The following is a 25,122-nucleotide window of genomic DNA, read 5'->3' on the forward strand; positions in this document are numbered from 1 at the left end:
GTTATGCATAAAGTTTTTTTGATAGCTGCAGCCTGCGTGGTAGCCCTCTTTATCAGCATTGCCTGGAAAGGAACGGGTAATGCTGGTACAACCCCCAACGCTCCTTTTTCCGGTATTACACAAACCTGCCTTTCAACGCATATCTATAACAATTGTGGCACGGCAGGGTACGTCACGTTTGGTTTTGGCGCAACTACAGGGGCTGGTACTTCTGCTGCAGATCCGCTCACCATACAGCAATCCAATATGTCGGTAGGTGTGAATGCTGCCAATCCACAGGCAAAGCTGCAAATAATTGGCGGTGGTTCAGATAATAATACCAGTTCTTTTCTGGTAAATAATAGTGTCAATACAGAAATGTTCAGAATTCTGGATAATGGAAATATCGGCATTGGCATTAGCGCACCGCAATCGAAGCTGGGGGTGAATGGTACTATCACCGCAAAAAAAGTAAAAGTAACCGAATCGGGATGGCCCGATTATGTATTTGATAAAAACTATGAATTGCCCAACCTGCAACAGGTGGAACAATACATAACCCGTTATCATCATTTACCAGGTGTAGAGTCGGAAGAAGAAGTGACAAAGAACGGTGTTGATCTGGGCCATAATCAGGCAAACCTGCTCAAAAAGATTGAAGAGTTAACGTTGTATGTGATACAGCAGAATAAAGAGCTGGCGCAGCTGAAAAGCGAAAACAAGGTGTTGGCAACCCAGCAGTCCGCTTTGGAAAAACAACAAAAGGAAATAGATGCATTGAAGGAAATCATCACCAGGTTGGCCGCAAAGAATTAACCTTAAAACAATACGGGTATTCAATAACACTCAAAATAATAAGAGCCCTCTGCCAATTGGCGGAGGGCTCTTTCGTTTGTAAAGCTCGTTGTTAGTTTCCTATTGTTTTGTAAAACGGGTGATCACGGTAGTGTTGCCCGCCTGTGCTTTCAGGATATAAATACCCTGCACCAGCGTGCTAACGTCAACAGTGGTGTTCAGTGCATTGCCGTCTGAACCCAGGTTATTCCTTCTTACCACACGGCCCTGCATATCGATGATCTGCAAACCTACTGTGCCATTTAAACCATCGGGTAATTGCACCTGTAAAAGATCTTTTACAGGGTTAGGATAAGCCTGCATATTGGCGGTTAGCTGCCCATCGAATTTAATGGTGAGTATTTTGCTGTATTTGAAGTTGCCATCCACATCCTGCATCTTTAACCGGTAATAGTTAAGAGCGCTCATAAGGGGCGACTGATCGGCAAAAGAATAATTTTTGGTAATAGTGCTGTTGCCGGTTGCTGCTACGGTGCCAATAGCTTTATAGGTTTTACCATCATTGCTGCGTTCGATCACAAATTGTTTCACCTCGGCTTCGCTGGAAGTTGACCATTGCAATACCGCTTTGCTGGTTTGCTTTTGAGCATAGAATTGTGACAACACCAACGGTAGCGGAGATGCGGCGTACTGAATAGCGGCAACCAGGGTGTTTTTGGGTGCGCCAGCCGGTGTTGAACCTGTTGAACCCACAAAATAGATGCGGTTATTGTATAAAGTAATAGCATAGCCATACTCCCGGGTGGTTGTAAAGTCATAGGTAAGTACTCCATTACCATTACTATTACCATCAAAAGTATCATCGAGGGTGCCATCTGAATGGTAACGTAAAAGCAAAAAGGCAAAGTCAGGAGATGAACCATCTGAATCGCCCGCTACAAGGAAATCTCCATTGCTTTGCAGGATAATTGAACGGGCGCCTTCATCGGTATTTGATATAGTATTATTATTAAAGATTGCGATACCTGCCTGTGTGCTACTACCCGTTCTGTTAACAATAGCGCCGGTTGAATTAAAAGATCCCTCGAGCCCACCGCTGGTGGTTAATCGAATAGTGGCTACATCACTGCCTGAGGCGGAAACGGCTTTGCTCATCCCGGTCATCAATATATTGCCATCGGGCTGAATAACTAACTGATAACCGTCGTCTGTAGACCCCGAACCACCATTAACCAGATCGAGATCAACGATACCGCCGGTACCAAAATTGGCAGCATCCAGCGAGCCATCCGTATTATAACGTACTACGGCAAAGTTTGAGCCGGTGGCGCCTGCATTGCTTGTTCCGCCAACAACTATTTTTTGATCGGCCGGTTGTATGGCCACGCTCGAGGCCTTATCACTGCTATTAATATGTGTAGTTACTATGCCGTCGCCGCCGCCAAAGGCGCCAACGCCGGTTTCAAGAATACCGGTGGAAGAATAACGCACTACTGCAAAGTCATTGCTATTGGCGCCCATATTACCAAAGCCGGCCACTACAATTTTTCCATCGGCCTGTATTGCCAGGCTGCGGGCTTCATCAATCGCTGTGCCTGTTCCTATGGCTGTTACCGCCCAACCTCCGGTACCAAAGCTGGGATCTACTGTACCATCTTCCAACAAGCGGGTAAGCGCAAAATCATATCCCGTACCTCCGGCGTCGTTCCAGGTATATCCGGCTACCAGGATGGTGTTATTGGGATATATATACAGGGCATATGCTATTGCGTTATCGTCAGGATCATATCTCACTTTGGCAACGCCACCGGAACCGAAACTGGCATCAAGCGTACCATCGGACAAATACCGTGTTAATGTGAACCATTGGTTGTTATTATAGGATGCCACAACAACCCGGCCATCGCTGTGAGTAGCTACAGCCTGTCCAAAATCATTATCAGCATCCAACGGGTGTATTAAATGTCCGGCCGGGTTATTGAAACCGCCATCCAGGACTCCAACCTGGGCGCTCCCATACAGGCATAGTAATAGCGCTGTGAGCGTAAAGGTGATTTTCTTCATAAATATATATTGCTTCTTTAGGTTTTGTAATTGCCGGGCTACATGAGGATTGGAGGAAAGCATTTCAAAAGGATGGAAGATCAGGGTCTACCAAATTGTATAGTTCAATGTATAATGGTAGCTCAATGGGTTGTTGCCGGAAGATTGGAGACTTTAAATGGGGGGATGTTCAAAGGAATTCGGAGCGCTATATTAGAAAGAAAATTCCAGACAAAGAAGTGTTGGTGGTTTTTTTATCTCAACATGGCAAGGTCAATAACACGCAAAATAATAAGAGCCCTCTGCCGGTTGGCGGAGGGCTCTTGCGTTATAAATGATCGTTGTTAGTTTCCTATTGTTTCGTGAAGCGGGTGATAACTGTAGTGTTACCTGCCTGTGCTTTCAGGATATAAATACCTTTTACCAGGGAGCTAACGTCTACTGTGGTGTTCAGGGCATTGCCGTCTGAACCCAGGTTATTCCTTCTTACCACACGGCCCTGCATATCGATGATCTGCAAACCTACTGTACCATTTAAACCATCAGGTAACTGCACCTGTAAAAGATCTTTTACAGGGTTAGGATATACCTGCATATTGGTGGTTAACTGGCCATCGAATTTAATGGTGAGTATTTTGCTGTATTTGTAGTTGCCATCCACATCCTGCATCTTTAACCGGTAATAGTTAAGGGAGCTCATGAAAGGCGACTGATCGGCAAAAGAATAATTTTTGGTAATAGTGCTGTTGCCGGTGGCTGCTACGGTACCAATAGCTTTGTAGGTTTTACCATCATTGCTGCGCTCGATCACAAATTGTTTCACATCCTCTTCGCTTGAGGTTGACCATTGCAATACCACTTTGCTGGTTTGCTTTTGTGCGTAGAATTGTGATAATACCAGGGGCAGTGGAGTACCATCGTTCTGGATAGCGGCAACCAGGGTGCTTTGGTTTCCGTTACCGCCTGTTGAACCTACAAAATAGATCCGGTTACTGTATAATGCAATAGCATAGCCAAGATCCGCGGTGCCTGTTAAATCGTAAGTAAGTACCCCATTACCGTTACTGTTGCCATCAAACGTATTATCGAGGGTTCCATCTGAAAGGTAACGTAAAAGCAAAAGGGCAGAAGTAGATGTTGAGCCATCTGAATCACCGCCTACAAGAATATCTCCATTGCTTTGCAGGGCAATAGTGCGGGCGCCTTCATCAGTATTTGTTACACTATTATTATTAAAGATTGCTATACCTGCTGATGTAAAACTACCGGTTCTGCCAACAATGGCACCGGTTGGATTAAAATATCCATCCAGCCCACCGCTTGTGGTTAATCGAATAGTGGCTACATCAGCGTGTGAAGTAGAAACAGCTTTGCTCGTGCCGGTCATAACTATGTAACCGTCTGGCTGAATAACTAACTGACTAGCTTCGTCTGTAGACCCCGCGCCACCATTGCCCAGATCAATATCCGCAATACCGCCGGTACCAAAATTACCGGGGGTAGCATCGAGCGAGCCATCCGTATTATATCGTACTACAGCAAAGTTTCCGGTGCCACCCTGATTGCTTGTTCCACCAACAACTATTTTTTGATCAGCTGATTGTACGGCCACACTAAAAGCCTTATCATCGGCATTAATATTTGTAGTTACTATACCCGTGCCACCGCCAAAGGCGCCAACGCCGGTCTCAAGAATGCCATTGGAAGAATAGCGTACTACTGCAAAGTCGTTGCTATTAGAGCCCATATCACCAAAGCCGGCCACTACAATTTTTCCATCTGCCTGCACTGCCAGGCTACGCGCTTCATCGATGCCGGAACCAATTGGAGTAAGTACCCAACCATTTCCATTAGGGCCAAATGTTGTTATGGGGGTACCATTTTCAGCCAGTTTTACCAACGCCATATCATAGGTAGAGGTAACTGGGTTCCAGGCAGTACCAGCTACCAGCATGGTGTTATCGTTAAATATCTTTATAGCATAGGCTATAGCGTCGTCATTGGTATTCCTGACTTTGACAAGGCCACCTGTGCCAAAATTGGGATCAGGCGTACCATCGGTCAAATACCGTGTTAAAGTGAACCATTTGTCAGTATTATTGGAAGCAACTACAACCCGTCCATCGCTGTGGGTGGCTACAGCCTGCCCATAATCATTACCAGCAGCATACAGGTCGTTTATTAAATATCCGCTGGTGGGATTAAATCCGCCATCCAGAACGCCAACCTGGGCGCCCACACATAGGCATAGTAATAGACTTGTGAGAGTAGAGGTAAACTTCTTCATAAAGTATATATATTGAGTCTTAGGTTTTAATCAATAACCCGGCACATGGAGATTGGAAGAATGCATTTCAAAGGAATTTGGCGCAGTATTGAATAAACAATGGGAAAGGAACATCAGAACCTACCAGTCAACTCAAATCAAAGGAATAATGAATAATGGTTATAGATCAACAGGTTGTTGTTAGAAGATTGGAGATATTAAAATTGGTAGGAAATTCACAGGAGGGAATCAGGCGCTATATTAGAAAGAAAATTCCAGATAAAGAAGCATTGCCGGATCTTTTATTCTAAGCGAGGCAAAAGTAATATATAACTGAACAAAAGTCAATACCTAAGTTATCCCCATAAGTGTTTTCCCAGAGGCGCTATATCATTGATATTCTTAATTCAACAGGGGGTATATCCACATGCGGCAGCTGCGTATTGTTTCTTCCCGGGAATTACATGAACGATTGGGGTTTGATGTTGATTGGTATTACCTTTATGTTCATATATGGTCTTATGAAGAGTACTTTTATTTTCTTTTGGATCCCCTTTGTGGTAGCCATCGTTGGGTTCTTTATTAAGGGCTGTCATTGATCAGCCTTTCGCGTTCGGCTCGCCTTCGCATAGCTTCAGCGAAGCGCTCGACATTCCCAATAAAAAAATCGCTCCCTGTTTTGCAGGAAGCGATTATAAATATGGAATGTTCGATTAAAATCCTTTTTTCTTCTCTTGCGCTTTTTGCATAGGTGTTATACCGGTTGATTGTCCGCGCGGCTGTTGTTTTGCTTTGAATGCAGCAAATTTTGAAGGCGTGGGCATGGTTCCCCAGTTGTTATTCGATTCATCAATATCGGCAGTTTCACGTAAGGGGTCAAGTTTGATGGAAGCTACTTCCTTATCTTTCATGAACAGCTTGTTCAGGCTTTTTTCATTGTGCCGCCAAACCTGCGCCGGTATGCGGTCTATTTGTTTGGTGCCATCTTTAAATGTCCATTCAATAATGATTGGCATTACCAGTCCGCCCTTATTGCTGAAACCAACTTCATAAAAATATTTTGAATCCAATTTTGTTTTGGATGCGTCATCCAGCGCTTCGGTGGTGGCAGGTTGTTGAACGGCATAAGTCGTAGAATCAACCGGTTCCAGCCCCCGGTCATAACGCCAGTAAAAATCGTGCAGGCTGGTATCCTGATCGGTCAGGAATTTGATGTTCTTGTCATCGCGGTTGCGTTGCTTTGAAATATCATCAAATGCGGTAACCATGGGTTTGGCAACTTTCTGGTTAGCCATGGTATCACCGGCAGGCACAGTAGCTGTGGGATCGGCTTTAAAATATTTCACCGAATCAATGGCGATATCGCAGGCATCGGTGCCAAAGAACCAGCCGCGCCAGAACCAGTCGAGGTCTTCGCCCGATGCATCTTCCATGGTACGGAAGAAGTCGGCCGGTTCAGGATGTTTGAATGCCCAGCGGCGTGCATATTCTTTAAATGAATAATCGAACAGCTCGCGGCCCATAATGGTCTCGCGCAGCATATTCAAACCGGTGGCCGGTTTGGTATAGGCATTGGGACCAAACCCGATGATGTTCTCTGAGTTCGACATAATAGGCTCCAGCTGATCTTTGGGCAGTTTCATATAATCTACAATGGCCCAGGCTGGTCCTTTTCCGCGAATGGGGAATTTATTATCGTACAATTCTTCGGTCAGGTATTCTACAAATGAGTTCAGTCCTTCATCCATCCAGCTCCACTGGCGCTCATCGCTGTTGATGATCATGGGGAAGAAGTTGTGACCTACTTCATGTATGATAACTCCCAGCATGCCGTATTTGGTGGCTTCGCTGTAAGTACCATCCTTATCGGTACGGCCATAGTTGAAGCAGATCATGGGGTATTCCATACCATTGGCTGCTTCAATACTTTGTGCCACCGGGTAAGGGTAGGGGATCGTGAATTTGGAATAGCTCTTTATCGTATGCGCTACTGCTTTTGTAGAGAATTTGCTGTACAATCCATAGGCTTCCTTACCGTAAAAGCTCATACACATTACCTTTTTGCTTTCTACATAAGCAGGCATGGCGTCCCATACAAATTTGCGGGAGGAGGTCCAGGCAAAATCACGAACATTATCTGCCTTGAAGATCCAGGTTTTCTTTGTTTTGCTTTTCTGGGTTTCCGCTTTTTTTGCTTCATCCAGTGTTACGATCTGAACAGGTTCCTTGGCGGTTTGCGCTTTTGTATAGCGGGCCATTTGTACAGGTGTTAAAACCTGTGCATAGTTCTGGCATTCGCCGGTACTGCCCACCATATGATCGGCAGGCACCGTCATTTGTACTTTAAAGTTGCCAAAGGTAAGGGCAAATTCACCGCGGCCGGTGAACTGGTGGTTTTGCCAACCCTGAAAATCGCTGTATACGCATAAGCGCGGATACCATTGGGTAATGGTGAACAGGTAATTGCCATCTTCGGGAAAATATTCATAGCCGCCGCGGCCACCATATTTAAACCGGTCAGATATCTTGTAATTCCAGTTAATATTGAACGCGAATTTTTGTCCGGGTTTTAATGCGGTCGGTAATTCAACCCGCATCATGGTTTTGTTGATGGTATACTTCAACGGGCTGCCCAGTGCATCGGTAATTTTAACGATGTTACAGCCATAGCCATTGTCGGTATTATTTTCTTCCATCCGTTCCAGGGCTGCCGTACTCAGCTGTTTGGGCATTGTGCTGCCGGTTTGATAATTGGCGTTCTTTACAGAGCTCACCTGGTTCTCGTCTAACTGCAACCATAAATAGGTAAGCGTATTGGGCGAATTGTTAAAATAGGTAACGGCCTCGCTGCCGGTCAGCTTCAGGTTGGTTTCGTCGAGCTCGCATTTTATATCGTAATCGCATCGTTGCTGCCAGTACTTTGGCCCTGGTGCGCCACTTGCGGTACGATATTCGTTGGGAGTTGGCAGTATGGTACCCAACTGTTCGAACTTATTTCCGTGGTTCGAACCCGGGTTGTTCTGTATATTCTGAGCTTGTGCGCCTTTATACAGACCCGCTACAGCCAATACCAAAAACAAGAACTGTTTTTTCTGATTCATCATGGTAGTTTTTATGATAGGGGAATCTTTTATACGCCCAAAAAAGTGAAATGACCAAAATTACGGCAGATGCGCCCCGCAACCATACCGTTCGTGATAATTTTAACAGCTGAACTACTGCAAAAGAGATTAGCAACACCAGCAATACAATTAGCAACTGCGCTGCTTCAATGCCCAGATTAAAGGCCAGCAAATGGGCCACCAGTCCTTCCTTTCCTTCCAGGCTAAGGAACTGACCCGCAAAGGCAAGGCCATGAATGAGGCCGAAGAACAGGGCAAAGAAATAAATCAGCGGCAGCCGCTTTTGCTGTTCTTTAAGGTGCTGAAAAATATTATTTACACAGGTGGCGGCAATGGTTAACGGAATCAGGAACTCGATTAAACTGGTATTGACATGAATATAATTCAGCGCGCTCAATGCCAGCGTTAAAGAATGACCGATGGTGAATGCGGTTACCAGCACCACTACTTTTTTCCAGTCTTTCCACAGGTAGCGCAGGCACAGGGCGGTCACGAACAGGATGTGGTCGAGTGCATCCAGCGTAAGAATGTGTTCAGTTCCCAGTTGAAAATAAAATGTAAAATCCTGCATAATGCCGTGATGGTGTTCAAAATAATTAAGAGATTTGTAACCTTAAAATTTTCATGTTCAATGGTAATACTCCTGTATAAATGGTTGTTCCTGGTGTCGTGGTTCCTGGGCAGTGGCCATTCAGAAGCGATGCCGGCCCGGCATCCATTGTATGTAAGTGTTACTGAAATGAATTACAATGCGGCCGATAAGAACCTGGAGATCAGCTGCAAGCTCTTTACCGACGATTTTGAGAAAACCCTGGCGAATATCTATCATACGAAGGTTGATCTTACGGCGCCTGCCAATAAGGGTGAGGCCGATAAAATGGTGAAGGAATATATTAAAAGCCATTTGCAGTTAAAGCTCGACAATAAAGCGGTGAACTTCGAATTTGTTGGTTTTGAAAAAGAAAACGATGCGGTATGGAGCTATTTTGAGGTAAGCAATACCACACCGGCGCCTAAAAAGATAGACGTGGTGAATAGTATACTGTATGAGTTGTACGACAAGCAAATGAACCTGATGCATGTAACAGTTGGGGGGAACAGAAAAAGTACCCGATTGAATTACCCCGATAAAGAAGCATCCTTTCAGTTCTAAAAAAACTTACAAACTCAATAACTTCATTCCCGATAGCACATTAACTTTCATCCTCTTCCGATTCCTCTTCCATATCATCCAGTATTTCATCAGATGCGGTAACCAGCACTTTATCGATGCGTTGCGCGTCCATATCAATGATCTCGAACTGAAAGCCTTTCCATTCGAAGGTATCGCCGATATGCGGAATGCGCTCGAGCTGATACAGGATAAATCCGGCGAGGGTATCAAATTCCTGTTCCACCTCACTTATCCATTCAGTCTTATAAAAATGGCTCAGGAAATTATAGAAGGGGATCTGTGCATCTATGAGGAAGCTGCCGTCTTTCCGTTTTACAATTTCATAGTAATCTTCATCGGGCTGGGGCATTTCACCTACCAGTGCCGTTAAGATGTCGTTCAGGGTAATCATACCCTGCAGGGTGCCGTATTCATCAACGATGAAGGTGGAGGTTACCCGTTGCTGCTTGAACCGCTCGAGCAGGCGGTAAGCCGTAATGTTTTCCGGAACGAAGATAGCCGGTTTCAAAATGGATTTGAACGCGGTAAAATCGTTGGTTACATACAGGTCTTTTAAGGAAACCATGCCCTTGATATTATCGAGGTCTTTATCGCAGATAGGGTAAACCGAATGTGGTTCATTGATGATCTTGTCGCGGATGGAATCTTCGGTATCGTTCATGTCGAACCAGATGATATCGCTGCGGTGGGTCATCAGGGAAGTGATGTTGCGGTCGCTGAGGTGAAATACGCGTTCAATGATCTCCTGTTCCACTTCTTCAATGGCGCCCTGTTCGGTGCCTTCGCTGATGATCGCTTTTATTTCTTCTTCCGTAACGGAATTGTCAGCTGTGGACTTTATTCTCAGGATCCTCAGGAACAAGTTACTGGTCTTGTTCAGCAACCATACAAAAGGGTGGGTGGCTTTGGAGAAATACAGTACCGGTAGTGCTACCACGCGTGCAATTTTCTCTGCCTTCAGCAGGCCAATGCGTTTGGGGATCAGTTCTCCAAATATAATCGATAAAAAAGTAACAATTATAACAATGATCGTGATGGATATCGTTTGGGCATGGGGCCGCAGCAACTCAATTTTTTCAATGGAGGGTTGCAGGTATTTGCCAAAGCGTTCACCGGAGTACAGACCGGTAAGGATTGTTATGAGCGTAATACCAATTTGGGCTGCCGATAAAAACACCTCGGGATTATTAGCCAGGTCAAGGGCCTTGCGGGCAGTTTCATCGCCTTTATTGGCCATGTTCTCTAACCGGGATTTGCGGGCCGATACCAGGGCTATTTCCGACATTACAAATAAACCATTCAAAAAGATCAACGCCAGTAATATAAAAATTTCCATCAGCCGGTTGGTTTGGTTTAACTAAGATACGGTAAGCGTTCCTATTCGATTGTGAAATAGTTTACTAAGCATAAAACCTATTCCACAACCCAGGAGCGCACCGCAAAATACATCAAAAGGATAATGAACCCCTACATAAACCTGGGTATAGGCAATAATAAATGCCCACACGAAAAAAAGTGAGGCCCATTTGCCCATTACCGGTCGTAAGGTGGTGAAAAAGAACATGGCCTGCGCAAAATGGTTGGTAGCATGTGAAGAGGTGAAACTGGAGCTGTGCGGGCAGTAATTTATAAAAAAGCGCAACTGGGGCCCCATGACCTCATCCTGACAGGGCCGCACCCTGATAATATAGGGTTTAATGAGCTGGCTGCTGATGAGGTCGCTCAGGGCGGCGCACAAAATAACGCCCATTACCCACCACCAGCCTTTAAGGCCGAAATTGCCGGTAACAAATAATAAAAGGAATAAATACAGGGGTACCCAAAAAAGGGTCTCCCTGAAAAAAGGCAGTACGGTATCCAGAACATTATTGCTCCAATCCTGGTTAATATGAACGATCAACCAGGAATCGAAGGGCTGAATTAGTTGCCAGAATGTTAACAGGCAGGGGGGAACATCAACAATCATAATTGCAAATATAAAATACTATAATTTTAGGCCTTATTTTGTTATCTACTACGTATGGTTAAAATTTCTAAACTGATCCGTTGGATTATATTAACGGGCTTTATATTCCTGGTTTTATTTACCTGCATGCGGCTGGGGTTATTTATTCTTTCGAACCAGCAAAGTTATGGTCTTCGCCAATTGGGCGGGGCTTTTATCCTGGGGCTGCGGTACGACATGCGCATGATATCGATATTATTGTTAGTGATGTTGATCCTTGGCAGCATACCGGCGTTGCACCCTTTTTCGAGCAATCGCGGTAAAAAGATCTGGATGATCATCCTGGGCATTGCAACTGTTTTTGCGCTTTTCTTCTTTTCTGTTGATTTTGCGCATTATGCCTACCTCGAACAGCGATTGAACGCCAGTGTATTAAATTACCTCGAAGATGCCCGTATTTCCATGGGCATGGTATGGCAAAGTTACCCGATCGTACGAATGGTACTGGCGGTAATACTGGCAGCCGTGTTGTTGATATGGTTAATTTACCGCAGCCACCGCATGGTGAGCAAACAATCGTATACCGGCACCAAACGCAATCGCATCATTTCCTTCATCGCCACTTTTTTGATCGGCGGGTTTTTCATTTATGGTCAGTTTAATCAATACCCCTTGCGCTGGAGCGATGCTTTTTCGCAGGGAAGCGATTACAAAGCCTACCTGGCGCTGAACCCGTTTGAAAGTTTTTTCAGCACGCTCAAATTCAGGCACAGCGGTTATGATGAAAAGAAGGTAAAAGAACTGGCCCCGGTAATAGGCAGGTATTTTAATTTTACGCCTTCTGACAATCCCCTGCATTTCACCCGCACTATTGAGCCACGGGCAGGGGCCTTTACTACAAAACCCAATGTGGTACTGGTGATCTGTGAATCGTTCAGCGCTTATAAAAGTTCCATGTTTGGAAATCCGCTGAATACCACGCCATTCTTTGACAGCCTGTGCCGGCAGGGCGTTTTATTCGACCATTGTTTTACACCTACTTACGGAACCGCCCGGGGTGTGTGGGCCACTATTACCGGTATTCCCGATGTGGAACCTACCAAAACTGCCAGCCGTAATCCGGGTGCTGTAGATCAGCATACCATCATCAATAATTTTACTGATTACGAAAAATTCTATTTTCTGGGTGGCAGCACCAGCTGGGCAAACATCAGGGGGGTGCTTACCAACAATATAAACGGACTGCACTTATACGAGCAGGAGAATTTTAAAGCAAAGCGGCTCGATGTATGGGGTATTAGCGATAAAAACCTGTTCCTGGAAGCCAACAACGTGCTGGCCCAACAGCAAAAGCCATTTTTTGCCATTATTCAAACGGCTGATAACCACCGGCCCTACAGCATTGCAGAAGAAGACCTGCCCGAATTTAAAAAAAGGGAGGTGCCGGCCGATTCATTGCGTAAATACGGCTTTGAATCGTTGGAAGAAATGAATGGGTTCCGATATACCGATTTCAGTTACCAGAAATTTATAGAAGCCGCGCGAAAGGAAAAGTATTTCAACAACACCATATTTGTGTTTATCGGCGATCATGGTATTCCCGGCAATGCCGATGCCCTTTTCCCACATGCGTGGACGGCCCAGCGCCTCACCAGCATGCATGTCCCTTTGCTGGTGTATGCACCTGGCAAGCTGGCGCCGAAACGGTTACATACCATTGGCTCGCAAACCGATGTATTGCCTACCATTGCCGGTTTGTGTAATATTAAATATACCAACAGCACCCTGGGTAAAGACCTGCTCGACACTGCCACTACCGGTTTTGCGTTCATTATTGACCCCGACTCCAAAATGGCCGGCGTTGTAAAGGGCGATTATTTTTACCGTAAACAGTATGAAGGGAAAAAATCAGAACTGGTTTCCATTGTCAACAATGATCCCGTGCCTAACGATGCAGCGCATGCGGCCATTGCCCATGATATGGAGGTGTTTACGGAGGCTTTGCACGAAACAGCGAAGTATATGTTGCTGAATAATAAGAAGGCCGGGAAATAATTAACCGGTCTTCTCGGCTATCATTAACATCCGCGGCGAATTTTTGATGTCATACGCATTCAGCGAGTAATCCCCGTATACATCTTTCAGCTGCAGGTGATAATAGGCGAACATATCATTGAAATCGCCGAGGGTAAACTTGGCTACTTTTTCGGTGAATTCGAGGGGCGCTTCCAGCGTTTCGTCTTCTATTTCTATTTTTTTATAAAAATGGGTTTCATCGTACCATTTGGTGAGATAGTAGGTGACCTCGTCGATCTGTTTTTCCTGTTTATGTACCAGGTGGTCTTCGGCATAATGCACATTCAGGTAATCGATCACCACCGTGCCTTTTGATCTTAATGCACTGGAAATGGTCCTGATGGCGTTGTAATGTTCCCGTTCGGTCCTGAAATAACCAAAGCTGGTAAAAAAGTTAAAGGCGTAGTCGAAATAATTTATCCAGAAGGGAAGGCGCATATCATGTTCAAAGAAATGCAGATGACCGTTTTCCTGTTGTTTGGCAATGGCGATACTGGCAGGGGCCAGGTCAATGCCTGTTACGTTGAATCCTTTTGAGGCCAGCAGTTTTGAATGGCGGCCACGGCCGCAGGCAACATCGAGCAATTTTGCTTCAGGAGCTGGTTTCAGTTTGTCGAGCAACCTGGTAATAAAAGCAGACGCTTCTTTTTCGTCGTGTTCAAAATATAATTTATGGTAGTAGGGTGAATTGAACCATTCCCTGAACCAGTTGCTGCTGTTGAACATGAAGGCAGTAAATTTCAGCAAAAGTAGGGGAGTAATTGGTAAGTTGACCACACGGCCGGCAGGGAATCTACAGGAGAATGGTTATTATACCGTTAAAAATTTAACCCATAATTAATTGAAACAATGATTTTTATTTATTGTTTTCCACATGTTGTCCCCTCATATTCAAATGTTCTTTAATTTTCGCTTATCTTCACTTTTCTGATTCCCCATCCTGTAAAATACCCTAAACTGGTAGTCCCTGCTAACGGCCAAACTCTTATTTTTGTAATTATTACTGTTAAACCCTGTTATTGTGGCATTGATTAAAAGTATATCAGGAATTCGTGGAACGATCGGAGGTAAAACCGGAGAAAATCTCACTCCCCTTGATGTGGTAAAATTTTCCGCCGCCTTTGGTAGTTGGGTGCTTGAAAAGAATTCAGGCAATAAGATTGTTATCGGCCGTGACGGCCGCATCAGCGGCGCTATGGTGCAGCAGTTGGTAGTGAGTACACTAACAGGGCTGGGTATCGACGTGATCGATGTTGGCCTTTCTACCACCCCCACCGTTGAAATGGCGGTTGTGTGGGAACAGGCTGCCGGTGGCATTATTATTACGGCCAGCCATAATCCCAAAGAATGGAATGCGCTGAAATTATTGAATGGGAAAGGCGAGTTCATTAGCGGTGATGATGGCGCGCAGGTGCTGGAAAAAGCACGTACCGAAGATTTCAATTTCGCTGTTGTAGATAAATTGGGGACCTATTCTGTAAATGACACTTATTTACAGAAACACATCGACACTATTGTGAACTATCCGCTGGTCGATGTGGAAGGTATTCGCCAGAAGAATTATAAAGTGGTGGTTGATGTGGTGAACTCAACCGGTGCGCTGGCCATTCCACCCTTATTAAAAGCATTGGGTATTGAAGAAGTGATCGTGTTGAATGAAGAGATCACCGGCAAATTTGCCCACAATCCCGAGCCATTACCTGAAAATCTGACTGCGCTCAGCGCGGCCGTACGCAAACACAAAGCCGATCTGGGTATTGCGGTTGATCCTGATGTTGACCGCCTTTGTTTTGTTTGTGAAGATGGCAGCATGTTTGGCGAAGAATATACCCTGGTAGCTGTGGCCGATTATGTGCTCAGTAAAAGGGTGGGTAATACGGTGAGCAATATGAGCAGCACCAAAGCGCTGAAAGAGATCACCATCAAACATGGCGGCGAATATTATCCATCGGCCGTGGGCGAGGTGAATGTGGTTGATAAAATGAAAGCGATGAACGCCGTTATCGGCGGTGAAGGCAATGGGGGCATCATTGTTCCTGACTTGCATTATGGCCGCGATGCGCTCATTGGTATTGGTTTGTTCCTGAGCTCGCTGGCGACCCATAAAAATGGCATCCGCTCGTTCAGGACCCGGTACCCCGATTATTTTATCTCGAAAAATAAAATAGAGCTGCAGAACGGGATCGATGTAAAAGACATCTTCGAGAAAATAAAAACCAAATACAGGAACCAGCCGGTTAATACTGAAGATGGTTTAAAGATAGAATTCGACAGCGACTGGGTTCACTTACGTACATCGAACACTGAACCTATCATCCGCATTTATGCAGAAAGCAGTTTTGAAACAACTGCCAATAATATCGCACTGCGTTTGATGCATGATATCAAGGAATTTATGTAGGCGTCCTTCGATTCCGCTCAGGACCGAAGCGTAAAGCGTAAGTTAAAATCATCAAACAATCAGGCTTTTATTTTAAATAATATTAGCATAGCCACATAATTCCTTGAACAATTAGCACCTTATACCTGTTTTTTATGCTATGTGTGTAATTCAGCGATATTAAAATTTCTTTTCAAATATTTTTTTCAATTTTGCTCCGCGTAAGCGGAGCATTTTTTTTAAACAGAAACTACATGTCGAACAAGGCGACCCGTATTTATTTTGATAATGCAGCCACCACACCGCTTGACCCCGCAGTGCTGGAGGCCATGATGCCTTACTTTACCGATAAGTTTGGCAATCCATCATCTATATACTCATACGGGCGCGAAAGCCGGCTGGCCATTGAAAATGCCCGTAAAACGGTAGCAAAGATCCTGAATGCGCACCCGGCGGAGATCTTCTTTACATCGGGTGGAACCGAAAGCTCGAACACGGCTATCAATGCCGCAATACATGACCTGGGTTGCCGGCATATTATTACCTCGCCTATTGAGCACCATGCTACCATGCACACGGTTGATCATCTTTATCATCTGGGCGAAGTGGCCCTGAGCCATGTAAAGCTGTTACCCAGTGGTCATATTGATATGGACGACCTGGAGCAATTGCTGGCCAACAGCCAGCAGAAATGCCTGGTCACCCTTATGCATGCCAATAATGAAATTGGCAATATGATCGATCTGCATGCAGTAGGGAACCTGTGTAAAATGAATGGCGCCATCTTTCATTGCGATACGGTGCAAACGGTAGGGCATTTTCCCCTCGACCTGCGCGCAACGCCTGTACATTTTATTACCGGCGCCGGTCATAAGTTCCATGGTCCCAAGGGAGTGGGCATGTTGTATATCAATGAAAATGTAAAGATAAAGCCGTATATCCACGGCGGGTCGCAAGAGCGGAATATGCGGGCCGGCACCGAAAACCTGTATGGTATTGTAGGGTTTGCAAAAGCCCTGGAACTGGCTACCGAACAATATGACACGCAAAGCAACTATATAAAGGGACTGAAGCTGTATATGATGGAAAAGGTGAAAAATGTAGTGCCCGGGGTTACGTTCAATGGCGATCCGCTCGGGCGCAGCCTGTATACCGTGCTGAGCGTTTCGTTCCCTAAAACCGAAAAATCGGAAATGATCCTGTTTAACCTGGATATAAATAATATCTGCGTCAGCGGCGGCAGCGCCTGTACCAGCGGGGCCGACCAGGGCTCGCATGTTATTCGCGCCATCAATAATGATCCCAATCAGGTAACGGTGCGGTTTTCGTTCAGTAAACATAATACCAGAGAAGAAATTGATTTCGTGGTTGAGAAGCTGAAGGAGATGATCTGAAAATTGCTTTCTAATTTTGCTTCAAATAAGGATTGGCGGGTCGTTGTACAACGGCTCGCCTTTTTTGTATAAGTCCGTGCTGAAAAAACTTTTATCTTACTGGTAAATTGGGCTCATCTATGTACGTTATCATCGGCGTTGATATTGGTACTTCAGGCACCAAGGCTATAGCCTATACCCGGGAAGGAGCTGTTATTGCGAATACCTATGTATCGTATAACCCGGTCGACAACCCGCCGGGCCATCACGAGCTGGACCCCGAAGTATTGTTCAATGCCGTAATTACCAGTATTGAAAAAACGGTACAACAGGTAATTAAGTTAGCCCATAAAATAGAAGGTATTTCTTTCAGTACCGCCATGCACAGCCTGATAGCTGTAGACGCCGATGGCCAACCGCTTACAAATGTTATTACCTGGGCCGATGCCCGCAGCGCCGCCTATGCCGAAGCATTGAAGCAATCGCCGGCCGGTCATGATATTTACCGGTATACGGGCACGCCGGTTCACCCCATGTCGCCCCTGTGCAAGATCATGTGGTTGCGCGATCACCAGCCCCAAATTTTTGCAGCCGCCCATAAATTCATTGGCATCAAGGAATTTATATTTTATCGTTTTTTCGGTAAATACCTCATTGATCATTCCATTGCCGCTGCTACGGGGTTGTTCGATATTTATAAAAAGCAATGGTATGAACCGGCGCTGGCGGCAGCCGGCATTGCCAGCGGGCGCCTGAGCGAACCGGTACCAGCCACATACGTTGTACATGGACTCAATAAAACCTATGCACAACAGTTAGGTATTGATGCCGGTACTTCTTTTGTCATTGGCGCCAGCGATGGTTGCCTGGCCAACCTGGGCAGCAACGCCACAAAACCCGGCGATCTGTCGGTCACTATTGGCACCAGTGGGGCCGTGCGCATGATGGCCACCCAGCCGGCCTGGGATAAACAGGAACGGCTGTTCAACTATATACTCACCGATGAACTGTATGTGAGCGGCGGCGCCATCAACAATGGCGTGGTGTTGTTGAAATGGTATACCGAACATTTTTTGCAAAAGCAATTTGCCAGTGGCGACGACCTGGTAGCGTTTGTACAACAGGCAGCCCAGGCGCCGGCGGGTGCCGATGGCCTTCTTTTTCTACCCTATATTATGGGTGAACGGGCGCCGGTATGGGATGCAGGCGCCAAAGGGGTATTCCTGGGTATACATGCGGGTCATACCCAGGCGCATTTTATGCGGGCCATTATTGAAGGCATTAATTATGCGTTGTATGAAGTGGCTGCTTCGGTAGAAGAAACGGTGGGGCCCATACAACACATCTATGCCAGTGGCGGGTTTATAAAATCACATTTATGGCTGCAATGGTTAACCGATGTGTTCGGAAAAGAGATAACAGTTATTAATAATGATGATGCATCTGCTGTAGGGGCCGCCCTGCTGGGGTTGCAGGCCCTCGACCGGCCGGGCAGGGTATCGTCGCCTGTTATCCACAGTAAGCAAAATTATACCCCTGATGCGGCATTACATGCCCGTTATCAACGGTATTATAAAGTATATGCTGGTCTTTATATTAAGTTAAAAGATGATTTTCATACGTTAAATGACATACGGAGTTGATCTATCTGTTTGATAGGCAATTGCCTTTTTACCCTTTAACATTTTATTTAAATTATCGGGCACAACTGGCATATTTTTTAAGTTATATACAATGAAAGGCTGCACAACTCTGCCTTTCAATCGCTGTGGTTAAGTTAAAACAAGTCATCCGCCGCTGGCGGTTGATCAGCTGCCCCGATAGGTTATCGGGGCAGTTTTTTTATTTGCCCACCGAATTTGCCGGTTTGTGGAATAGGCGGGGTAGGCCTTGCCGCTTGTCCTATATCATAGGCCGGAAAGGGGAATAGTTGTATATTGTAAAAAGACCCTTAATAAAGTCAGAATGAACCAACTAATTGCCACAAAAAAGCGGGTACAGTCTATTGACATCCTGCGGGGGATCATAATGATCATCATGGCGCTGGACCATGTGCGCGATTATTTTCATAGCGATGCCTTTCAGCACGATCCGCTTAACCCTGCCACCACCACTCCCTTATTATATTTTACACGCTGGATCACCCATTTTTGTGCGCCTACCTTTGTTTTCCTTGCCGGTGCATCGGCCTACCTTGTAGGGCTAAGAAAAACAAAAGCCGAACTGAGCGGTTTTCTCATCAGGCGGGGTATCTGGCTCATCCTTATTGAGGTGGTTGTAATTTCACTGGCGTGGACGTTTAACCCCTCATATAATTCCATCATTTTTCAGGTTATCTGGGCTATAGGAATTAGTATGGTAATACTTGGGTTGGCTGTACGGTTGCCCTATGGAGTTATTTTCGCCCTCGGCGCCCTCATTGTACTGGGGCATAATTTGCTCGATTATCCCGAAGCTGCCCATAAGCATAATGTATCTTTTATCTGGGACCTGTTGCACGATGCACGGTTCGACAATTATACTTTTGCGCCCAACCACATATTGATCATTGCCTATGCTTTTGTACCCTGGACGGGCATTATGTTCATGGGCTATTGTGCCGGAAAATTATTCGCACCCACAGTGGATCCGTTAAAACGCCAAAGATCATTATTGATAATTGGCTCCGGTTTAATTGTATCGTTTGTTGTGTTGCGCTTATTGAATGGTTATGGTGATCCCCAGCCATGGGCGCACCAGCAGAATGGCTTAGCAACTTTTTTGTCGTTCATGAATATTAATAAATACCCGCCTTCGTTGATGTACGCCTGTATTACAATAGGGCCTTCACTTATTATGCTGGCCCTGTTGGAGCATGTGCAGAACCGGTTTACAGAGTTTACAAAGGTCTTTGGCCGTGTGCCTTTCTTCTACTATGTGCTTCATCTTTACCTGATACACATATTAACGGTGATCGCATTTTATATTTCAGGCTATGGCTCAAAAGACATTGTGGGGCAATCGCCATTCTTCTTCCGCCCTTTGAAATTCGGTTACGATCTGGGAATGGTTTACCTCGTTTGGGTTGTAGTGATCTTGCTTCTGTATCCCTTATGCCGCTGGTATAATAAATATAAAAGCACCCATACGCAGTGGTGGTTGAGCTATTTATGAGTTTTAAGTTTTTAGTTTCGCAGAAATTAAAACTAAAAACTAGGAAACTTACTTTATCAATCCTTTTATTTCATTCAGCTTCATTAAGGCTTCCACCGGTGTCAGTCTGTTGATATCGATATCCTCCAGCATTTTCCTGATGCCGTCGAAGGTTTCGCTATGGGCGTCAAAGATGGAAAGCTGTACTTTTTGGGCGGCAATATTTTTTACCTGTTCACTCAATTTATTGGTCGTGCTGCTGGCAGGTTGGTCTTCGTGCTTTTTTTCGAGCAGCGTCAGGATCTCATTTGCCCGTTCAATAAGGGCAGGGGGCATGCCCGCCATCTTGGCTACGTGAATACCAAAACTATGGGTGCTGCCACCGGGCGCCAGCTTGCGCAGGAAAATGATCTTGTTGCCTACTTCCTTATTGGTGATGTGGTAATTCTTTATACGGGGGAGTTTGTTCTCCAGTTCATTCAGTTCGTGATAATGCGTCGCAAACAGGGTCTTGGGAGCATGGGGACTCTGATGCAGGTATTCGGCAATGCTCCAGGCAATTGAAATACCATCGTAGGTACTGGTACCCCGGCCAATTTCATCGAGCAGGATCAGGCTGCGTGAAGAAATATTATTAATGATGCTGGCCGTTTCATTCATTTCTACCATGAAGGTACTTTCGCCACCGCTCAGGTTGTCGGAGGCGCCAACCCGGGTAAATATTTTATCGGTAAGCGGAATGCGTGCTGTTGCAGCGGGAACAAAGCTGCCCATATGCGCCATCAGCGTAATTAATGCTGTTTGACGTAAGATGGCGCTTTTACCGCTCATATTCGGCCCGGTTAAAATGATCACCTGTTGTGAGGCCGGTTCCAGCAACACATCGTTGGAAATATAAGGTTCGCCCACGGGCAGGTTGCGTTCTATTACCGGGTGGCGGCTTTCTTTGAGGTCAAGCACGCCTTCCTCATGCAGCTCGGGCTTTTTATAATTATGGTGCAGGGCATTGTGCGCAAAACACAGGATGCAATCGAGTATGGCCATTACGTTGCCGTTTACCTGCATGGGCGCAATGTAATCCTGTAATTCAAGCAACAGCTTTTCATAGATGTCGAGCTCTATGGCCATTATCTTTTCTTCGGCGCCGGTTATCTTTTCTTCATACTCCTTCAACTCGGCGGTAATATAGCGTTCAGCATTGGCCAGGGTTTGCTTGCGCATCCATTCGGCCGGCACTTTGCTTTTGTGCGAATTGGTTACTTCAAGGTAATACCCGAATACGTTGTTGAAACCGATCTTCAGGGAAGAGATACCTGTTTTCTCGGCTTCTTTTTGTTGCAATTGCACCAGGTATTCCTTGCCCCCGGTGGAGATCAGGCGCAGCTCATCCAGTTCGGCATGGATGCCGGTTTGAATGGCGCCGCCTTTATTCACCATGGCCGGCGGGTTTTCGATGATCTCTTTGGTGATCTTTTCTTCAATATAGCGGCAACCATTCAACGAATCGCCGAGGCGTTTCAGGTATTCGCTTTCGGCATGGCTGCACAGTTGCTTAACCTCTTCAATATGGCGCAGTCCCCGCGCTATTTGCAATACTTCGCGTGGGTTGATCTTCTTTAACGGGATCTTGCTCACCAACCGCTCAATATCGCCGCATTGTTTTATATGCTGCACCAGTTTGGCGCGCAGGTCAACTTCCTTTATAAAGAATTCAACCAGCTCAAGCCGTTCGTTGATGCGGTTGATATCTTTTAATGGCAAAAGTATCCAGCGTTTCAGCAAACGGGCGCCCATGGGCGATACGGTGTTGTCGAGCACCTTGTGCAGGTTGTTCCCTTCACCATTGCCGTTGCTGATGAGTTCCAGGTTGCGGATGGTAAAGCGGTCCATCCACAGGTAATCGTCGCGGTCGATGCGCTGGATGGAAGTAATATGCTGCAGGTTGGGATGTTCGGTATCTTTCAGATAATGCAGAACGGCGCCGGCGGCCACAATGCCAAGGTGCAGTTCTTCTACCCCAAACCCTTTTAATGAATGGGTGTTGAAATGTTTCAGCAGGCTTTCGGTGGCATACGCTTCATCGAAGATCCAGCTTTCCATGGTGTAGGTATAGAAGCGGGAACCGAATACCTCTTTAAAATGTTTTTGAAAGCTGCGCTGGAAGATCACTTCAGCCGGCTTCAGCGTTTGCAGTAATTTATCGATGTATTCCGCATTGCCTTCGGCCACAAAAAACTCACCGGTTGAAATATCGAGGAAGGCAATACCTGCCTGGCCATCCTGCATAAAGTGAATGCCGGCCAGGAAATTATTGCTGTTATGCTCCAGCATTTTATCATTGGTGGCCACCCCGGGCGTCACCAATTCTGTTACGCCACGTTTTACGATGCCTTTGGCCGCCTTGGGGTCTTCGAGCTGATCGCAGATGGCTACGCGATAACCGGCCCGTACCAGTTTGTGCAAATAGGTATCGAGGGCATGGTGGGGGAACCCTGCCAGCTCACTGCTGAAAGCCGCGCCGTTGTTCCGTTTGGTAAGGGTAATGCCCAGCACCTGCGAAGCAACGACGGCGTCTTCGCCAAAAGTTTCGTAAAAATCACCTACTCTGAACAACAACACAGCATCGGGATACCGTTGTTTAATAGCCCGGTGCTGTTGCATTAAAGGAGTTTCTGTAGTGGCTTTTGACATGGCGGCAAAAATAAGCGGTTTGGGAGGGGTTTCGAAAAGCTCTTGTGGGGATGTGGAGAAAATGGGGAAGAAAAGGACAATTTCTGATTTTGGGATTTAGCGATTTTGTGATTTGCTCCGGTGTCAACTTTCCGATAAATCTCAAAATCCCGAAATCCGGAAATCTCTAAATATCTTAATTACCTTTGCGGCATGCGCAAATTGAGCATGGACGAGCTGAACCGAAAATCGGTTCATGAATTCAGGGAGGCCGAAAAAATGCCCGTTGTGGTGGTGCTGGATAATATCCGCAGCATGCACAATGTAGGTAGTGTATTTCGTACGGCCGACGCGTTTCTGTTACGGGGCATTTACCTGTGCGGGTACACCCCCCGGCCGCCACACCGCGATATTCATAAAACAGCCCTCGGCGCTACGGAAACGGTGGAATGGAAATATGCCGAAACAACCGTAGAAGCGGTGCAAAAGCTGAAAGAAGATGGCTACCAGGTGTATGCGATAGAGCAGGTGCAAAACAGCATTCCTTTACATCAGTTTGATGTGAACCAGCATGGGCCGGTAGCTGTTGTATTTGGCAATGAGGTGAGCGGGGTAGAGCAGGAAGTGATAAAACTATGTGATGGCTGTATTGAAATTCCGCAACTGGGTATGAAGCACTCACTGAATATATCAGTAGCCGCGGGAATTGTGTTATGGGAATTAGTGCGAAGTAAAGTGTAAACAACATTCAATATTCAATATCAACAATGAGCACCGTTAAGAAATACCTGAGCCTGATCAAATTTTCGCATACCATTTTCGCAATGCCGTTTGCATTGATCGGGTTTGTTATTGCGCTGATAAAAGCAGGTGGGAAAGTGGAAACCTATACTTTACCCGCCATGCCCAATGTGCTGTTGAGCGACGCTAATTATTTGCATATTTATTCAAACCGGGAATTGCTGGTGAAGTTTGTGCTGGTAGTATTTTGCATGATCTTCGCCCGCAGCGCCGCCATGGCCTTCAACCGTTACCTCGACCGTAGCTTTGATGCACAAAACCCCCGTACAGCCATCCGCGAAATACCAGCCGGTATCTTAAAAGCAAACAATGTATTGTGGTTCACCATTATCTGCAGCGTATTGTTTGTGGTTTGTACCTGGTTCATCAACCGCATTTGTTTCTTTCTGTCGCCGGTAGCATTATTTGTAATCTTATTTTATAGCTATACAAAACGCTTCACCCCATTATGCCATTTGGTATTGGGTTTAGGATTGTCGCTCGCTCCCATTGGCGCTTACCTGGCTGTAACCGGCGAATTTGCGGTATTACCCATACTGTTTTCTTTTGCAGTAATTTTTTGGGTGAGCGGGTTCGATATCATTTATGCCCTGCAGGATGAAGAGTTCGACAAATCGAAAAAACTATATTCCATACCGGCCTGGCTGGGAAAAGCCAAAGGCTTGCGGGTATCTGAACTATTGCATGTGTTAAGCGCCGCCTGCGTGATCACTGCGGGGTTTGTGGGGCATTTTCATTGGCTGTACTGGATTGGCGTGGCCGTATTTACAGGCATGTTGTTTTACCAGCACTCCATCGTAAAACCCACCGATCTGCGCCGCGTGAACCTGGCTTTTATGACCGCGAATGGAATAGCCAGTGTGGTGTTTTCGGTGTTTGTGATCACTGATCTGTTGATAAGTTAAAACCAGAAACAACTGAATGGCCCGAATACTCTCTATAGATTATGGAAAGAAAAGAACAGGCATCGCCGTTACCGATCCTCTGCAGATCATTGCAACGGGGTTAACAACGGTTGAAACGCCCAAACTGTTCCCCTTTCTGAAAGATTACTTTAGCAAAGAACCCGTGGAGCTCATCCTTATGGGCGAACCAAAGAATTGGGACGATACCGATACCCATGCCACGCCGCTGGTGAAAAAAGCCGTGGAGCGGCTGAAAAAGGAATTTCCCGCCATACCCATAAAAATGGTAGATGAACGCTTTACTTCCAAAATGGCTTCCCAGGCAATGATAGAAATGGGGCTGAAGAAAAAGCAACGCCAGAACAAAGCGCTGGTCGATGAAATTGCCGCCACCATTATGTTGCAGGAATATTTGCGCAGTATTAGTTGATAATCAATGGGTAAATTGAACCTGTCAATCA

General features: G+C 45.8%; 17 protein-coding genes and 1 pseudogene. 10 read left to right on the forward strand and 8 right to left on the reverse strand.

Annotated features, from left to right (window positions below; translation table 11 throughout):
* Window positions 1-3 precede the first annotated feature (3 nt).
* A complete protein-coding gene (locus A3860_RS16895; RefSeq protein WP_081147910.1) occupies window positions 4-795 on the forward strand; it encodes a hypothetical protein in 792 nt (263 codons plus the stop codon).
* Between the two features lie 99 nt (window positions 796-894).
* Here A3860_RS16895 and A3860_RS16900 read toward each other — a convergent pair whose 3' ends face one another.
* The 4 genes and pseudogenes from A3860_RS16900 to A3860_RS16925 all read right to left on the reverse strand — a co-directional run bounded on the left by A3860_RS16900 (window position 895) and on the right by A3860_RS16925 (window position 8,776).
* Entirely contained in the window at window positions 895-2,838 is a 1,944-nt protein-coding gene (locus A3860_RS16900; protein WP_158085279.1) for a T9SS type A sorting domain-containing protein, read from the reverse strand.
* Window positions 2,839-3,169: 331 nt separating this feature from the next.
* On the reverse strand, window positions 3,170-5,104 hold the full coding sequence (locus tag A3860_RS16910; RefSeq protein ID WP_081147913.1) for a T9SS type A sorting domain-containing protein: 1,935 nt from the start codon (window positions 5,102-5,104) through the stop codon (window positions 3,170-3,172).
* A 1,376-nt stretch (window positions 5,105-6,480) separates the two neighbouring features.
* Window positions 6,481-8,187 (reverse strand): annotated as a pseudogene (locus tag A3860_RS16920) (M1 family metallopeptidase); the annotation flags it as partial.
* Window positions 8,129-8,776: a HupE/UreJ family protein gene (locus tag A3860_RS16925; protein WP_081147916.1), complete on the reverse strand. Its 648-nt coding sequence runs from the start codon at window positions 8,774-8,776 to the stop codon at window positions 8,129-8,131. The gene A3860_RS16925 and the pseudogene A3860_RS16920, both read right to left, overlap by 59 nt.
* Before the next feature lie 60 nt (window positions 8,777-8,836).
* Between A3860_RS16925 and A3860_RS16930 the strand changes: the two genes are divergently transcribed.
* Window positions 8,837-9,358 (forward strand): DUF6702 family protein, encoded by a 522-nt coding sequence (locus tag A3860_RS16930; RefSeq protein WP_143774144.1) that lies wholly within the window; start codon window positions 8,837-8,839, stop codon window positions 9,356-9,358.
* A 40-nt stretch (window positions 9,359-9,398) separates the two neighbouring features.
* On the opposite strand, the gene A3860_RS16935 is transcribed toward A3860_RS16930, so the two are convergent.
* The gene (locus A3860_RS16935) at window positions 9,399-10,715 is read right to left on the reverse strand and encodes a hemolysin family protein (protein WP_081147918.1); all 1,317 of its coding nucleotides are present in this window, start codon (window positions 10,713-10,715) and stop codon (window positions 9,399-9,401) included.
* A gap of 21 nt (window positions 10,716-10,736) precedes the next feature.
* A complete protein-coding gene (locus A3860_RS42205) occupies window positions 10,737-11,345 on the reverse strand; it encodes a phosphatase PAP2 family protein (protein ID WP_081147919.1) in 609 nt (202 codons plus the stop codon).
* A 54-nt stretch (window positions 11,346-11,399) separates the two neighbouring features.
* Between A3860_RS42205 and A3860_RS16945 the strand changes: the two genes are divergently transcribed.
* Window positions 11,400-13,379, forward strand: a complete 1,980-nt coding sequence (locus tag A3860_RS16945) for an LTA synthase family protein (RefSeq protein ID WP_081147920.1) — start codon at window positions 11,400-11,402, stop codon at window positions 13,377-13,379.
* On the opposite strand, the gene A3860_RS16950 is transcribed toward A3860_RS16945, so the two are convergent.
* Window positions 13,380-14,126: a class I SAM-dependent methyltransferase gene (locus A3860_RS16950; RefSeq protein WP_081147921.1), complete on the reverse strand. Its 747-nt coding sequence runs from the start codon at window positions 14,124-14,126 to the stop codon at window positions 13,380-13,382. It lies immediately after the preceding gene.
* A 295-nt stretch (window positions 14,127-14,421) separates the two neighbouring features.
* Between A3860_RS16950 and glmM the strand changes: the two genes are divergently transcribed.
* The 4 genes from glmM (at window position 14,422) to A3860_RS16970 (ending at window position 20,306) form a co-directional block, all read left to right on the forward strand.
* Complete coding sequence (gene glmM / locus A3860_RS16955) at window positions 14,422-15,801, forward strand: phosphoglucosamine mutase (RefSeq protein ID WP_081147922.1); 1,380 nt, start codon at window positions 14,422-14,424, stop codon at window positions 15,799-15,801.
* A 233-nt stretch (window positions 15,802-16,034) separates the two neighbouring features.
* A complete protein-coding gene (locus A3860_RS16960; RefSeq protein WP_081147923.1) occupies window positions 16,035-17,174 on the forward strand; it encodes a cysteine desulfurase family protein in 1,140 nt (379 codons plus the stop codon).
* A 119-nt stretch (window positions 17,175-17,293) separates the two neighbouring features.
* Window positions 17,294-18,796, forward strand: coding sequence for a gluconokinase (locus A3860_RS16965; RefSeq protein ID WP_081147924.1), 1,503 nt, complete (start codon window positions 17,294-17,296; stop codon window positions 18,794-18,796).
* A gap of 322 nt (window positions 18,797-19,118) precedes the next feature.
* Window positions 19,119-20,306 (forward strand): DUF1624 domain-containing protein, encoded by a 1,188-nt coding sequence (locus A3860_RS16970; RefSeq protein ID WP_081147925.1) that lies wholly within the window; start codon window positions 19,119-19,121, stop codon window positions 20,304-20,306.
* Window positions 20,307-20,354: 48 nt separating this feature from the next.
* Here the strand turns inward: A3860_RS16970 and mutS are convergent, their stop codons facing one another.
* Window positions 20,355-22,976 (reverse strand): DNA mismatch repair protein MutS, encoded by a 2,622-nt coding sequence (gene mutS, locus A3860_RS16975; protein ID WP_081147926.1) that lies wholly within the window; start codon window positions 22,974-22,976, stop codon window positions 20,355-20,357.
* A 192-nt stretch (window positions 22,977-23,168) separates the two neighbouring features.
* Here mutS and A3860_RS16980 point away from each other — a divergent pair, with 192 nt between their 5' ends.
* Genes A3860_RS16980 through ruvX form a run of 3 tightly spaced genes read left to right on the forward strand, consistent with a single transcriptional unit; the run spans window position 23,169 to window position 25,091 of the window.
* Window positions 23,169-23,696 (forward strand): RNA methyltransferase, encoded by a 528-nt coding sequence (locus A3860_RS16980; protein ID WP_081147927.1) that lies wholly within the window; start codon window positions 23,169-23,171, stop codon window positions 23,694-23,696.
* 26 nt (window positions 23,697-23,722) lie between these two features.
* Entirely contained in the window at window positions 23,723-24,661 is a 939-nt protein-coding gene (locus A3860_RS16985; RefSeq protein WP_081147928.1) for a UbiA-like polyprenyltransferase, read from the forward strand.
* Between the two features lie 16 nt (window positions 24,662-24,677).
* Window positions 24,678-25,091, forward strand: coding sequence for a Holliday junction resolvase RuvX (gene ruvX, locus A3860_RS16990; RefSeq protein ID WP_081147929.1), 414 nt, complete (start codon window positions 24,678-24,680; stop codon window positions 25,089-25,091).
* Window positions 25,092-25,122: the final 31 nt, after the last annotated feature.

The sequence above is a fragment of the Niastella vici genome (assembly GCF_002077945.1).
GTDB lineage: Bacteria > Bacteroidota > Bacteroidia > Chitinophagales > Chitinophagaceae > Niastella > Niastella vici.